General features: G+C 71.1%; 13 protein-coding genes. 4 read left to right on the plus strand and 9 right to left on the minus strand.

All coding sequences use genetic code 11. The features are described from left to right. Positions 1–26: 26 nt before the first annotated feature. Genes G3A44_RS21750 through G3A44_RS21760 form a run of 3 tightly spaced genes read right to left on the minus strand, consistent with a single transcriptional unit; the run spans position 27 to position 3,195 of the window. Positions 27–860, minus strand: coding sequence for an SDR family NAD(P)-dependent oxidoreductase (locus G3A44_RS21750; RefSeq protein WP_310734434.1), 834 nt, complete (start codon positions 858–860; stop codon positions 27–29). After that, a complete protein-coding gene (locus tag G3A44_RS21755) occupies positions 853–2,088 on the minus strand; it encodes an MFS transporter (protein WP_163459854.1) in 1,236 nt (411 codons plus the stop codon). The genes G3A44_RS21750 and G3A44_RS21755 overlap by 8 nt, the downstream gene beginning before the upstream one ends. Positions 2,089–2,130: 42 nt before the next feature. Further along, positions 2,131–3,195: an SMP-30/gluconolactonase/LRE family protein gene (locus tag G3A44_RS21760; protein ID WP_163459855.1), complete on the minus strand. Its 1,065-nt coding sequence runs from the start codon at positions 3,193–3,195 to the stop codon at positions 2,131–2,133. 229 nt (positions 3,196–3,424) lie between these two features. On the opposite strand from G3A44_RS21760, the gene G3A44_RS21765 reads away from it, so the two are divergent. Together G3A44_RS21765 and G3A44_RS21770 are read left to right on the plus strand one after the other, a co-directional pair. Further along, a complete protein-coding gene (locus tag G3A44_RS21765; protein ID WP_163459856.1) occupies positions 3,425–4,348 on the plus strand; it encodes a LysR family transcriptional regulator in 924 nt (307 codons plus the stop codon). Positions 4,349–4,352: 4 nt separating this feature from the next. After that, positions 4,353–4,739, plus strand: a complete 387-nt coding sequence (locus G3A44_RS21770; protein WP_163459857.1) for an iron chaperone — start codon at positions 4,353–4,355, stop codon at positions 4,737–4,739. Between the two features lie 270 nt (positions 4,740–5,009). On the opposite strand, the gene G3A44_RS21775 is transcribed toward G3A44_RS21770, so the two are convergent. The 5 genes from G3A44_RS21775 to G3A44_RS21795 all read right to left on the minus strand — a co-directional run bounded on the left by G3A44_RS21775 (position 5,010) and on the right by G3A44_RS21795 (position 8,929). After that, positions 5,010–5,480: a hypothetical protein gene (locus G3A44_RS21775; RefSeq protein ID WP_163459858.1), complete on the minus strand. Its 471-nt coding sequence runs from the start codon at positions 5,478–5,480 to the stop codon at positions 5,010–5,012. Positions 5,481–5,507: 27 nt separating this feature from the next. After that, the gene (locus G3A44_RS21780) at positions 5,508–6,383 is read right to left on the minus strand and encodes an SPFH domain-containing protein (RefSeq protein ID WP_163459859.1); all 876 of its coding nucleotides are present in this window, start codon (positions 6,381–6,383) and stop codon (positions 5,508–5,510) included. Between the two features lie 17 nt (positions 6,384–6,400). After that, positions 6,401–7,267, minus strand: coding sequence for a DUF6473 family protein (locus tag G3A44_RS21785; RefSeq protein WP_163459860.1), 867 nt, complete (start codon positions 7,265–7,267; stop codon positions 6,401–6,403). Between the two features lie 112 nt (positions 7,268–7,379). Next, positions 7,380–7,709 (minus strand): metalloregulator ArsR/SmtB family transcription factor, encoded by a 330-nt coding sequence (locus G3A44_RS21790; RefSeq protein ID WP_163459861.1) that lies wholly within the window; start codon positions 7,707–7,709, stop codon positions 7,380–7,382. Between the two features lie 56 nt (positions 7,710–7,765). After that, positions 7,766–8,929, minus strand: a complete 1,164-nt coding sequence (locus G3A44_RS21795) for an ABC transporter substrate-binding protein (RefSeq protein WP_163459862.1) — start codon at positions 8,927–8,929, stop codon at positions 7,766–7,768. A gap of 330 nt (positions 8,930–9,259) precedes the next feature. On the opposite strand from G3A44_RS21795, the gene G3A44_RS21800 reads away from it, so the two are divergent. Beyond that, complete coding sequence (locus G3A44_RS21800) at positions 9,260–9,970, plus strand: pentapeptide repeat-containing protein (protein WP_239062038.1); 711 nt, start codon at positions 9,260–9,262, stop codon at positions 9,968–9,970. A 10-nt stretch (positions 9,971–9,980) separates the two neighbouring features. Here the strand turns inward: G3A44_RS21800 and G3A44_RS21805 are convergent, their stop codons facing one another. Next, positions 9,981–10,766, minus strand: a complete 786-nt coding sequence (locus G3A44_RS21805) for an SDR family NAD(P)-dependent oxidoreductase (RefSeq protein WP_163459863.1) — start codon at positions 10,764–10,766, stop codon at positions 9,981–9,983. Between the two features lie 454 nt (positions 10,767–11,220). Between G3A44_RS21805 and G3A44_RS21810 the strand changes: the two genes are divergently transcribed. Continuing rightward, the gene (locus G3A44_RS21810) at positions 11,221–12,954 is read left to right on the plus strand and encodes a hypothetical protein (protein ID WP_163459864.1); all 1,734 of its coding nucleotides are present in this window, start codon (positions 11,221–11,223) and stop codon (positions 12,952–12,954) included. Positions 12,955–13,124: the final 170 nt, after the last annotated feature.

A 13,124-nucleotide genomic window follows, 5' to 3' on the forward strand; every position in this document is an offset into this window, starting at 1 on the left:
TGCCAGCACCGCCCGGTGCCGCCGTCTCACCAGGCAGTGGCGCCGGCGTCCAAGTTGAAGTCGGCCGCCGTCACCCAGCTGGATTCATCGCTGGCCAGGTAGACCGCCGCCCAGGCGATGTCTTCAGGCTGGCCCAGGCGTTTGAGCATGAATTTCTCCAGCACCTGGGCTTCAAAGCCCGGGATGTGCTGCAGCGGCTCGCGGGTGGCCTCGGTCACCACCAACGCGGGGCTGATCGTGTTGACGCGGATGCCATGCGGCCCGCCTTCCATGGCCAGCTGCCGGCTCATGGCCAGCACCGCCCCCTTGCCGGCGCAGTGCGCCAGCGCGGGTGAGAGCGGCAAGGCCATGCGCGCATTGGCGCTGGCAAAGTTGAGGACAGAGCCGCCCCCGCGCGCCTTGAGGTGCGGCCAGGCCGCTTGGCAAGCCAGGAAGACAATGTCCACCTCGCCCACCAGGGTGCGGCGCCAGTGCTGCTCGTAGTCCATCTCCTCCAGCCAGCGGAAGGCGCCGAAGGCGGCGGCATTGACCAGGATGTCGATGCCGCCGTGCAGCGCCGCGGCATGCGCCATCAGCTCGCGCGCGGCTTCGGGGTGGGTCAGGTCCAGCGGGTGCAGGCTGCTCAGGTTCAGGCCCTCGGCGGCGGCCTCGGCCACGGTGGCGGCGGCGTGGCCGGCGTGGATGTCACAGCCCACCACGGTGGCGCCCTGGCGGGCGAACATCAGGGCGATGCCCTTGCCGATGCCGGCGCCGATGCCCGTGACCACCGCCACCTTGCCGGCCAGGCGGTCGCCGCGGCGGCCGGGCAGGTGGGGTTTGACCACCGGGGGCCGCGGAGCGTGCGGGGTGGGGTCAGCCACGGCGCGCTCCGGCCCGGCGCAGGCCGGCGATCAGGGCCAGGGCACACAGCACCAGCACGCCCAGGCCCACGTAGCCCACGCTGCCGGCGCGGCTGCCGGCCCCGTTCTTCTCCATCCACACCACCAGCATCGGGTTGATGAACATGCCCAGTTGCAGGCAGCTCTGGAAGGCACCGATGCCCATGCCGCGGCGCGAGACCGGCAGGTCACGCATGTTCCAGGTCACCATGGCCGGCAGCAGGATGCCCATGCCCAGGCCATTGACGTAGCCGGCGGTGGTCAGCGCGGCGTAGTCGCCCGCACCCCGCATCAGCAGGAAGCCGGCGCCGGCGATGGCCGTGCCCACCATCAGCTGCCAGGCCACGTTCAGGCGGGTGGCCAGCACCCAGCCAAAGATCAGGGTGCCTGAGATGACGCCCAGGCTGTTGACGCCATAGGCCATGCCGATCTGCGCCGGCGACTGCACGCCGATGGCGCCGTGCAGGTAGCCGAAGTGGACCGGCACCGTGAGAAAGCCGATGCCCAGCAGCACTGCAAAGAAACACACCAGGGCCAGGGCGCGCGGCCGGAAGGACTGGCTGTCCTCGGCAAACTGCTGCGGGGTCATGCTGGCGCGGGTGCGCGGCTCCCAAAGGAAGAAGGCCATCAGCGGCGCCAGGACCAGGCTGACCGCGAACACCGCGTAGGGCGCGCGCCAGCCCTGCTCGGCAATGGCGCCGCCCATCGTGTTGAACAGGAAGGCGGAAGTGCTGGCCACCGTGGTCTGCAGCGACATGTAGCGGTCACGTTGCGCACCGCTCCAGTAGTCGCCAATCATGGTGGTGCTCACGGTCATCAGCACCGCTTCCATGACGCCCAGCGCACAGCGGCTGGCCAGGATCGCGTAGAGCGAATCCAGGTACAGCGGCGCGGTGCCCACCAGGGCGTAGAACACGGCCGAACCCACCAGCAGGCGCTTGCGGCCCCAGCGGTCGGCCAGCTCGCCGACAAACACGCTGACGATAGCCACCGTCAGCAGCGGGGCCGACATGGTCATGGGCACCAGGTAGTCCACGCCCGGCACGTCCTGGAAATGGGCCTGCATGGCCGGCAGGCTCGGGCCCAGGATCGCCGTGACCAGCACATTGAAGCTGCAGGTGATCAACAGCAGGATGGCGTGGATCAGGCGGGGCTGGTTCAGCGTCAGCGGGGGCTGCGGCTGCGCCAGGGGGGCGGTGGTGCTGCTCATGGGAAAGTCTCCGTTGTCGTGTGGTGTGCCGGTGCGGCCGGCTCAGGCCCGGGGCCAATGCGCCGGCGGCAGGCCCGGCACGGGGGAGCGGAACCGGGGCAGCGTGCTGCCACCCAGGCTGCCCAGGTAGACGGTGCGCAGGTCCGGCCCGCCAAAGGCGATGCTGGCCATCATGGGCGCCAGGGTGCCCTTGCAGGCGCCCATCAGCTCGGGCGTGGTGGTGCCGGCCTGGTAGTGCTGCTCGTACACGGCCAGGGCGGCGGGGTTGCCGTCGTCCAGCAGGGTGAGCACCTCGCCCTCGGGCGTGATGGCGATCAGCCGCTCGGTGAGGATCAGCGTGACCCACAGGTTGCCGTGGGCGTCGAGGGCAAAGCCGTCCGGAAAGCCGCCCAGGTCGGCCGGGCCGTGCACCTGGCGGTCACTCAGGCTGCCGTCTGCGCCCACGCGCAGCTTGCTGATGCGCAGGGCGTTGGTCTCGGCCACGTAAAGCCATTCCTCGCGGGCGTCCAGCCGGCACTCGTTGGTGCCCACAAAGCCATAGGCCACGATGCGGATGCGGCCATCCACGTCGATCAAGCCCACGTAGCCGTCGGCGGTTTTCTCGTTGATGGAGCGGGTCCAGGGCACCTGGCGGGTGGTGACGGTGAACCACAGCCGCCCCTGGGAGTCGGCCAGCACGAAGTTGGTCTTGCCCAGCGGGACGCCGTCGATGTGGGTGTAGAGCGTGCGCGAGGCGCCGTCGCGGGTCATCAGCTCGATGGCATCGGTGCCGAAGTTGGCGATCACGATGTCACCCGCCCGGTTGAAGGCGATGCCGTTGGGCAGGCTGCCGCCCATGACCAGCGCGGCGGCAGAGTCCAGGCGTCGGCCGTCATCGCCCTGCTGCTGGCGGATGAGCGTCTGTTCGCCGTTGGCGTCGATGCGCATCACGCCCCGGGCGTCGGCCGTCCAGACGGTGCCGTCGGGCTCGGTCAGGATGCACTCAGGGCGCTGCAGGCCGTGGCCCCAGGACTGTATCTGGGCGCGGTCCACCTGCCAGCCGCGCAGCGGATTGGCCAGGGCGTCGCCGGCGCCCGGCGCGGCGAGGGAAAGGTCGGGAGCATTCATGGCGGCGCATGCTAGGCAGCCCGCCGGCGCAGCGGAAATGGCGTTTGGCGATGGCCGCCATCAGCGGCACGCATGCCCGGGACAACCCGGGGGCCCCACCCCTTCCCGACCGCCGGACGGGCTCCTACACTGCGCGCCCGCAGTCTGCCCCCTGCGGCTTGCACCCTGCGGCCTGAGGCGGGGCCGGCCCGCCGGCCTGCCCTGCCCTGCCACCCCTGCCCTGCTTCCCATGCGCTACCAACGGCTGGACCTGAACCTGCTCACCGCCCTGCGCGCCCTGCTGGCCGAGCGCAACGTCACCCGCGCGGGCGAACAGCTGCACGTCACCCAATCGGCCATGAGCGGCATGCTGGCCCGGCTGCGCGAGTTCTTTGACGACCCGCTGATCGTGCCCGTGGGCCGGCGCATGGTGCTCACGCCCCTGGCCGAGACCCTGGTGGAGCCGGTCAACGACCTGATCCTGCGGCTGGACGCCACGTTGTCCACCCGCCCGGTGTTCGACCCCGCCACCTCGCGCCGGCGCTTCTCCATCGTCGCCTCGGACTACCTGATCCAGGTGCTGCTGCTGCCGGTGCTGCAGGCGGTGCACCGTGAGGCGCCCGGGGTGAGCATTGAATTCCGTCAGCCCAGCAACACCGCCGGGCAGGACCTGGAAAACGGCGAGGTGGACTTCGTCATCAACCCCGCCTGCTTCGCCACCCCCAACCAGGGCAGCGCGACCCTGTTTGAAGACCGCTACATGGCCTTGGTGGCGGCCGATGGCGCCCCGTCCGGGCACTGGCCCACCGCCCTGAGCCTGGCCGACTACCGCGCCGCGCGCCATGTGCGCATGGAGGCCAACGGCCGCCCGCTGTTCGAGACCTGGTTCCTCACCGAGCACGGCGCCCTGCCCCCGGCCGAGGTGGTGGTGCACAACTTCGGCCTGCTGCCACACCTGCTGCCCGGCACCGCCCGGGTGGCCACGCTGCACACCCGCATGGCCCAGCAGGTGGCCCAGCAATGGCCGCGGCTGCGCCTGCTGCGGCTGGACTTTCCCACCCCCCGGCTGGAGGAAGTGCTGCAGTGGCACCGCTACCGCGACGCCGACCCCGCCAGCCAGTGGCTGCGCGACAAGATCCTGAAGGCCGCCGCGGCCTTACCCACGGTGGACTAACACCATGGCTCCCCCTGATGCCGGGCCGCACACGAATGTGGCTGACGCAGCGGCCGTAGCGGCCTACATCGCCGCACTCCCGCCCCCGGCGCAGGCCGCGCTGCAAGCGGTGCGCCAGGTCGCGCTGACCGCCGCGCCCCAGGCCACCGAGCGGCTGAGCTACGGCATGCCCACCTTGTTCGATCATGGGGTGGTGGTGCACATCGGGGCGTTCAAGCGCCACATCGGCCTGTTCCCCCCGGTGGACGATGCGGCGCTGCGCGCCGAACTGGCGCCCTGGGCGGGACCCAAAGGCAATCTGCAGTTCCAGCTGGACCAGCCCCTGCCGCTGGCACTGATCGCCCGGGTGGTGACGGCCCGGCTGCAGGCCAACCGCGGCCGCGCGGGCTAAAGGAACGGTTTAGGCGGCACCGCTTTCGGCCGGCTCGACGGCCACAGCGTCCAGCTGCAGCCGGCGCAGCAGAACTCCGGAGGAACACCCCGTGAGCCTGCGGCTGCTGTCGGTGGAAGACGACGCCGCCCTGACGACGCGGTGCTGGAAGTGGGCACCCGGGTGCAGATTTGAGCAACCGACCCACCGCGCGCAGGCCTCGTCTGAGGCTGCGCGCCTTCACAGCGGCGCCACGTCGCCCCACTCGTCCAGCAGCTGCGCGCCGGCAGGCTAGGCCAGTTGGCCCAAGGCGGCAAAGCCGGCGCGCACTTCGGGCGACTCGCGCAACAAGACGCTGAGTGCCCCGGACAGGGCGGCAAAGTCCAGGCGCCAGGCCAACGCTGCGCCACCTTCCGGGGTTGAGGACACGCCGGCTGCGCCCGCGCCCTCTGCGCCGGATCGCACGCTCAGCCAAATGCAGCCCACTGCGACCTCGTCCCGGCCCAGACCAGGCGCCTGGATCGGGTGCGCGGCTTGAAAGGCGCACAGGACGTCGTCGACCGCAAAGCGCAGGGTGAGGCAGGCGCTGGCCTGCGGGTCAGCGGCCAAGGCCTGCAGCAGTTGCAGCAGGTGCGCCGCAGTGGGCGGCTCTGCGGCGGCCACCGTGCACTGGGTGGACAGCACCCAACCGGCCAGGGCCTGCGCCAAGGCGGGCCACCGCGCCTGTGGCACGCTCAGTTGCACGCTGCAGGTGTCGGACATGGGTCCAGGCCCGGGTCCTATGGCGGCTCAGTCCTTGCCCTTGCCCGTAACCGCTGTCGGCGTGGGCGTGCTGATCAGCGGCGTCACCGGCATGCCGGCGGGCACGACGATGGTGTTGCTGTTGCCCTTCTCCGCAAACTTCAGCAGCGCCATGTTGGCCTCGTGCTGCAGGTACTCGCGGGTGAGCGAGCCGGAGATGATGCGGTTGGCCTCGGCAATGCCGCGTGCCTCGGTCACCTTGATGTCGGCCTCGCGCTTGGCGATCTCGGTCTGCACCTGCATGGCCTCCAGCTTCTTCTGGTTGGCCACGGCCTGCTGGATGCTCTGCTCGATGGACGGATCGGTCTGCACCGAGCGGATCACCACCCGGCTGACGGTGAACACGCCCGTGTCGGTGCGGTCCAGCTCCTCCTGCAGCTTGCGGGCGATGGCCAGCCCCAAGGCGTCGCGCTGGGTGTGGATCACCAGGGAGTCCAGCCGCGCGATCTCCTCATAGCAGGCGTTGCGTGCGATGCGCCAGACCAGCTCATAGGCGGGCATGACGTAGCCGTCGGGGTGGCGTGAATTCTGCGAAGCGTATTTGGACGACAGCTCGGCGATGGCCTGCGGGTTGGCGCGGTAGTAGATCGACACGTCCATGTCGCGCAGGGACAGGTTGTCCTTGGCCTTGGGCGTGAGGTCCGACATGTCGATGACGATGTCCTTGGTGGAGAACTCCTGCACCGAGGAGATCAGCGGCAGCTTGAGGTACACCCCCGGGCCGATCTCCTCCTGCGAGATGATGCCCAGCGTGGTGCGGATGCCCACGTTGCCGGTCTGGATGGTGCCGGCGGTGGACACCACCAGTCCCAATGCGGCCAGCGCCACCACGGGCACCAGCACCTGCGTCACGGTCATGGCCATGCGTGCTCCTGTTGTCTTCATGCGGGGGCCCCCGCCGCCTTCAGGCGGGTGCAGACGGGCAGCAACTGCTGCGCGGCATGCAGCTGCATCTCTGGCGAGGGGTAGTAGTTGTTGATGCGCTTGACGCGGCCGCCCAGGTCAGCGCGCATGACGATCTCGGCGGGCTCGCCGGTGAAACGGTTGATGAAGGGCTGCGGCATGCCGGCGCCGCACACGCTCTCGACCACGTCGGGCACCCTGGCCTTGAGGGCCTCGAACATCGGCCGGTTGACGAGCTGCGGAAAGTCGCCAAACAGCGCCGCCACCGAGCCGTAGGCCTCCTCATAGTCGGGCGTGCGCCGCGACATCCACAGCAGCACCACCGGCACGCGGATGGCGTCGAGCAGGGCATGGCAATGCCCCAGCCAGTTGGCGCGGGTCTCGCGGACGACCTCCGCCACCTCCTCGGGCGGATGGCGCTGCAGCAGCTCGCGGTACATGGGCTCCGCGCCCTGGGTGACGCCATCGGCACGCCGGGTCAGCATCTCGCCGCCGGGGCTGGAGAACAGCGAGTTGCTCTCACTGCGGCCGGACATGACCTGCACGATCACAAAGCGCGCCTGGTTGATCACCTCCAGATAGGCCGGGTCCTGCAGGAAGAAGCTGGGACCGGCACCCGCCACACCAAAGTTGACCACCGGCATGCCCAGGGCAATCTGCAGGTAGCGGGGATAGGGCACCGGACAGTAGCAGCCAAAGGTCTGCGCCGCCCCCAGGGCCACGGCATAACCGCCCGGCACCAGCGGCCCGGGATCGGGGCCGCGCAGCGGCCGGTCCAGGCCCGGCAACTGGTACAGCTCGTAGTCGATGATGTTGAAGTCGCGCCGCTGATAGCCCTGTCCCATGGTGGTCTCTCCGGGCCGCCCACGGCCGCCTGACGGCTGTGCATGGTGCCAGAAGGCCACGGTGGCGCCCATGGTCGCCGGCCCGTACGGGGCCGGCAGGCGCGCGTCCGGCTCAGGCCCGCGGCCCCGGAGCGTCCTCGGGCGCCCCCATCCCCAGCACCCGCCCCACCGTTTGCCAGGCGGCACGGGCCGCCTCGGGCTCCAGGCGGTAGGTCGTACCTGGGCGGCTAGACGTCACCAGTCCCGACTCGCGCAGCACGTTGAAATGCGCCGACAGGGTGGAGTTGGCCAGCGCAAAGCGCTCGGCAATCTCGCCTGCGGTCATGGGGCGCTCGCGCAGCAGGGCCAGGATGCGGCGCCGGGTGGGATCGGCCAAGGCCTTGAAGAGCGCGGCCTCGGCCAGGGTGGCAGCGTCGGCGGCCGGAGAGGAATCATCGGTCATGCGCGCAGTGTGCCAGCGCCCCCGCGGACGGCGGGGCGGGGGCGGGAGCGGGGCCGTCAGCGCTGCAGCAGGCCATCGGCGCTGAGCACCGTCATCTCGCTGAACTTGAGGCCGCGCCGCTGACCACGGCCCCACTTGAGGACCAGGCCGTCGAGGTCGAACTCGGGGCCCTCCAGGGCGGCCACAAGGGGTTCCCGGCCGGCCTCGCGCGGGCCGCGCTGCAGCGCGCGCAGCAACACCTGGGCGTTGAACCAGCCCTCCAGGCTGGCGTAGCCGTACAGGCGCTGCACGGGGGCGGGCACGGCGGAGGCGACCTCGGGCTGGGCGGCACGCAGCGCGGCCTGGTAGTCCCGCACCAGGGGGCGGCCGGCCCGCCAGGGCGAGGGGAACACCTGCGACAGCGCCACGCCGCGGCCGGCCGCGCCCAGCAGCGGCGGCAGGCCCGCCCCGGTGTCGGCCATGACCGCCACACTGGCGCGGAAGCCCTGGCCGCTCCAGCGCTTGATGAAACGCGCGGCCAGCGCCGTGGGTGCCGCCACGATGACGGCCTGCGGCTGGGCGGCGGCAGCCTGGGTGGCCACGGTCTCCAGGTTGGCGCCGCTGACCTGCAGCTTGAGGCTGACCGCCGGGCGCATGGCCAGGCGCGCAATCTCCTGCACCAGCAGGGCGTGGGCGTCCTGGCCATCGGCATCATCGGCACAGATCAGGGCGATGTCGTCCAGGTTCTGGTGCTCCAGCTGGGTGAGCAGGCGGGCGGCCTCGTCTTGGTAGCCCGCGCGCACGGGAAAGCACCAGCGCGAGTCGCGCCCGCGCAAGGCTTCGGAGCCGGTGGCAGGGCCGACCAGGGGCAGCCGCGCGGACTCCAGCACCGGCAGCAGGGCCAGGTTGCAGGCCGCGCCCCAGCTGCCCAGCAGGCCCACCACCCCCTCGGCGGCCAGGGCCTGGGCATTGCGCGCCGCGCGCTCGGGCTGGCCAGCGTCATCCAGGGCCTGCAGGACCACGGGCCGGCCTTTGACGCTGGCTCCGGCCAGGGCGGCCTGCGCGCCCAGCAGCAGGGCCTGGCCTTGGGCTGCGGCCTCGCCGCTGAGCGGCAGGCTCACGCCCAGGCGCAGGGCATCGGCCGGGCTTTGCGCCCAGGCGGTGCCGGGGCGGATGAGGCCGGCCAGGGGCGCCAGGGCGGCGCTTGCCAGCCAGGATCGTCGGGTGAGACAGCGGTGCATGGTGGGGTACGGCAAAAACAACGAACACCGGGCCAGGACACGGGCGCGGATGCAGCGGCCGTGATGCTAGGCAGCGCCCCGGCGGCTGAACAATGGTTTGCGCTGATGCCTGCCATGCAGGCGGGCCATGGATGCCGGGCTTGCCCTAGGGCCGTGGGCGGCGCCACCCCGGCGGGCCCCCACGCCGGCTTTGTTCACAGCCCGCGGCCACGGTCAAGTGCGGCGGACATTGCCCCGCCGTTTGCCTAAGGGCTTGCCCCGCAGCGGGCGTGGGGCGACCTAGAGTCCCCTTCCCGCCCGCGTGGCGCGCCCTGAACCCAGACCCCCTTCATGTCCGACGCCCTTCCCCTGCTGAACTTGCACGCGCTGACCCTGACCCGCCACGAGCTGGAGGCCCGCCTGCGCGAAGCCGGTGGCGCCGGCGCCGTGCGGCTGCACCTGCAGGCCTGCACGCTGGAGGGCGAAGACCTGGGCGGGCTGTTGCTGGAAGGGGCGGTGCTGACCGACTGCCAGCTCAGCGGCACACGCTGGGACCGTGCGCGGCTGGCAGGCAGCCACTGGCAGGGCTGCCGCGGCGCCGCAGCGCACTTCGCCCTGGCCGACCTGACCGAGGCACGATTTGAGCGCTGTGACCTGAACAACAGCCACTGGACCCGGGCACAGCTGGCGGGCGCGCGGTTCGAGGAGGTCAAGCTGACCGGGGCCCACTTCACCGAGGCGCGCACCCTGGGCCTGCTGCTGCAGGACAGCCGCCTGGTCAGCGCCGACCTGCGCGGCCTGTCCTTCCGGCGCCAGCGCCTGCAGGGGCTGGACTTCTCCGGCGCGGACCTCTCCGGCTGCGACTTCAGCGAAGCCACGCTGCGCGACTGCGACTTGAGCGACGCCCACCTCAAGAACGCCCGCTTCACCCGCGCGGACCTGCGCGGCGCCCGGCTGGGCGCGGTGCAGGTGGGCGACCTGCTGCAGCACTTCAAAGGCTGCACCCTGTCGGTGGACCAGGCGGCGGGCCTGATCGCCGGCCTGGGGGTGCAGGTGGTCTGACGCCGACGCCTCAGAACCCGAAGCCGCCGCCGTCCACGTTCATCACCTGGCCGGTGTAGAAGCGCGCATCGTCGCTGACCAGAAAGGCCAGGGCGCCGGTCAGGTCCTCCGGCACCTCGGTGCGGGGGATGAACTGGCGCTGGCGCACGCCTTCAAACGCGGCCTCGGGCAGGTGGGCAGCACTGCCGGGGTGGCGGGTCAGGCCCGGGGAGATGGCGTTGACGGTGATGCCCTGATCACCCAACTCACTGGCCAGGGCGCGCGTCAGGCCGATCACGGCCATCTTGCTGGTGGCATAGGCGCTCATGCCCGGGGGCGGGCCCCACACCGTGCTGGAGGCCAGGTTGACGATGCGGCCCCAGCCCTGCGCGGCCATGGCCGGCGCCAGGGCCTGAGCCAGCAGCAGGGGGGCGTCCACATTGACGGCCATGATCTGCCGCCACAGGGCCGGCGTGAGCCCGGCCAGCGGCACCTGCGGCATGAAGGCGGCGTTGTTGACCAGTACGTCCACGCCCCCGCCGGCTTGGGCACCCGCCCAGTCCCGGGCGGCGGCGGCCAGGCGCTGCACATCGGCCGCGTCACCCAGGTCAGCCGGGATGACGGTCACGCGGGTGCCCTGCTTCTCCAGGTGCGAGGCCAGCGGCGTGCAGTCGGCGCGGTCGGTCAGCACCAGGGCATGGCCCAGGGCGGCCAGGCGCAGGGCGAAAGCTTCACCCAGGCCGCCGGCGGCGCCGGTGATCAGGGCGGTGCGGCGGCCCGGGGTGGCCACGGAGAAGGGGGGGGTGGGGGCGGTCATGTCGGCAGGGCCTCTAAGGGGACAGGGCGGCATGCTAGGCAGCGCCGCTGCGCCTGAACAATGGTTTGTGCCGATGGCCACCATGCGGGGCGGCCATGGTTGGGCCGGCCGCACCCGGCGGGCCGGGGCCGGCGCGCCCGCGGGCCCGCGCCGCCAGCCTGAGCCTTGTTGCCCGTGTGTTGCCGCCCCCTGCGGCGGCGCCTGGTTTTCATCAAACGCTGGGTTCAACAAGGTGTGATGGGCTTCACGCCAGGCCCTGACTAGCATCAAAACCGCCTCCTCACTGGAGGCTTGGGGCCTGGGGATCTGCCCCGCCCCACCGGCCCGCGCGCCGGTGCCAGACCCGGCATGGCCGCGCCCTGCGCGGCGCGGCGCCCGGGCCCCCACGGCCCTGCCTGCTGCGGGCTCGGCCGACCCGCCTAGACGACATCCATCACGACGGAGACACCCCACCATGTTCAAGAAGACTCCCCTGCACGCCTTGCTTTGCACCGCCTGGGCCACCTCGTCGGCGCTGTCGGGCAGCGCCCACGCCGCCGCCGGCGACCCGGTGCTGACCGTGCCCGACGGCCAGACCATGCAGATCGCCCAGACCACCGCCCTGAGCAAGTTAGTGCTGGGCGCGGGCGCCAGCCTCACCGCGCCCAGCGGCTACAGCCTGACCCTGACGGTGGACGGCGTGGGCCGTGCGCCGGTGGCCGGACGCGCCTACCGCGGCGACGTGGTGCTCAGCGTGACCGAGAACATCAACGTGAGCTACACCAGCTCTGGCCCGGGCACCGCGCCGCAGGAGCTGCAGCACGTCTTCCGCACGGGCGTGTACGTTAACGACGGGGCCTATGTGCCCGGCAAGTCGGTGGCGGCCATCGTGCGCCAGGGCACGGTGGGTGACCAACTGGCCGATCAGGTGGTCATCCGCTCGCTGGAAGAGAAGTTCAACGGCCTGATCGTTGACGGCGCCTCCACCTACACCATTCGCCAGCCCGACATCCGGCTGATCGGCAATGGCGGCAATGACTTCGCCGGATTCGGCGCGGCCATCGTGTCCAAGGGCACATCCAACGTGACGGTGGACAAGGCACGCATTTACACCAAGGGGGTGGTGCGCACGGCTGTGTTCGCGGGCGGCAGCAGCACCATGACGGTGAAGAACTCGCACATCGAGGCCTATGGGGGCACCCTGCCGGCCGACTACGAGTGGAACGTGGCCACCGGCAAGATGATGGAGGCCCCGTGGATGCTGGGCATCACCGGCACCAACCGCGCCACCAACCTGGTGGGCAGCGCCACCGCCAACTACATCAACTCCACCATCAAGGCCCAAGCCTGGGGGGCCCTGTCCACCGACGACACCACCAAGGTCCGGCTGAACGTGCGCAACAGCACCGTGGAGCTGGTGGAGAGCGGCTACGGCAGCTACTCCATCGGGGACTCGCTCAACACCTTCAGCGGCACCACCTTCAAGGTGCCCGACATGGCGCTGATCATGGCCAACGGCCCGGCCTCGGCCACCTTCAAGGACGGTTCGGTGGTGCAGTCCGGCCGCTTCGGCGTGATGATGCACAGCAACACCGGCGGCGTGCTCACCATCCAGGACAGCACCTTCACCACGGCCTCCACCACCATCCAGTGCAAGAGCTCCAGCCCGTCGATCGTGATCGACAACGCCACCCTGGTGCCGGGCAACGGGCTGCTGCTGCAGGCGGTGGTCAACGACGACCCCTACGGCGCCTCGCTGGGCATGCCCTCCAGCGGCTCCACCGTCAAGGCCGTGGTGCGCAACTCCACCCTGACCGGTGACGTGGTCAACGGCAACACCGTGGCCGGCAGCGTGAGCCTGACCCTGCGTGGCTCCAGCCTGACCGGCGCCGTGACCGAGGCCGTCACCACCCACGCCACCGCATCTGACGGCACCGAGCTGACCTTCGACCATCCCGAGCTCTACAAGCTGGTGGGCGAGTACGTGCACCACTACGGCGCCACCGGCAAGGGCATGAGCGTCAAGCTCATGGAGTCTTCCACCTGGGTGGTGGCCAAGACCTCCTACCTCAGCAGCTTGAAGCTGGACGCCAGCTCCAGCCTGCGCGCACCGGAAGGCCGCACCCTGACCCTGACGGTCAACGGCAAGGTCACGCCCGTGCGGGCTGGCCAGCACTACACCGGCGCCATCGTGCTGACCGTGGTCTGAACGAAAGTACCGCCGTGCCCACCGTGACACCCGTGGGCCGCCTGGCCCTGGCGGCCGGGCTGGCCCTGTGGGGCTGGGCCGGGCCCGGCGGGGCGGCTGCGCCACCAGGTGCGCCACCAGGTGCGCCACCCGAGGCGGCGTGGGCCGCCCCGGCCGCCTCTGCGCCAGCC

Source organism: Ideonella livida, from assembly GCF_010499455.1.
Classification (GTDB): domain Bacteria; phylum Pseudomonadota; class Gammaproteobacteria; order Burkholderiales; family Burkholderiaceae_C; genus Ideonella; species Ideonella livida.

Coding starts and splice junctions, on each gene's coding strand:
- G3A44_RS21755 (WP_163459854.1), bottom strand. CDS start 2,088: ATGAGCAGCACCACCGCCCCCCTGGCGCAGCCGCAGCCCCCGCTGACG.
- G3A44_RS21760 (WP_163459855.1), bottom strand. CDS start 3,195: ATGAATGCTCCCGACCTTTCCCTCGCCGCGCCGGGCGCCGGCGACGCC.
- G3A44_RS21765 (WP_163459856.1), top strand. CDS start 3,425: ATGCGCTACCAACGGCTGGACCTGAACCTGCTCACCGCCCTGCGCGCC.
- G3A44_RS21770 (WP_163459857.1), top strand. CDS start 4,353: ATGGCTCCCCCTGATGCCGGGCCGCACACGAATGTGGCTGACGCAGCG.
- G3A44_RS21775 (WP_163459858.1), bottom strand. CDS start 5,480: ATGTCCGACACCTGCAGCGTGCAACTGAGCGTGCCACAGGCGCGGTGG.
- G3A44_RS21780 (WP_163459859.1), bottom strand. CDS start 6,383: ATGGCCATGACCGTGACGCAGGTGCTGGTGCCCGTGGTGGCGCTGGCC.
- G3A44_RS21785 (WP_163459860.1), bottom strand. CDS start 7,267: ATGGGACAGGGCTATCAGCGGCGCGACTTCAACATCATCGACTACGAG.
- G3A44_RS21790 (WP_163459861.1), bottom strand. CDS start 7,709: ATGACCGATGATTCCTCTCCGGCCGCCGACGCTGCCACCCTGGCCGAG.
- G3A44_RS21795 (WP_163459862.1), bottom strand. CDS start 8,929: ATGCACCGCTGTCTCACCCGACGATCCTGGCTGGCAAGCGCCGCCCTG.
- G3A44_RS21800 (WP_239062038.1), top strand. CDS start 9,260: ATGTCCGACGCCCTTCCCCTGCTGAACTTGCACGCGCTGACCCTGACC.
- G3A44_RS21805 (WP_163459863.1), bottom strand. CDS start 10,766: ATGACCGCCCCCACCCCCCCCTTCTCCGTGGCCACCCCGGGCCGCCGC.
- G3A44_RS21810 (WP_163459864.1), top strand. CDS start 11,221: ATGTTCAAGAAGACTCCCCTGCACGCCTTGCTTTGCACCGCCTGGGCC.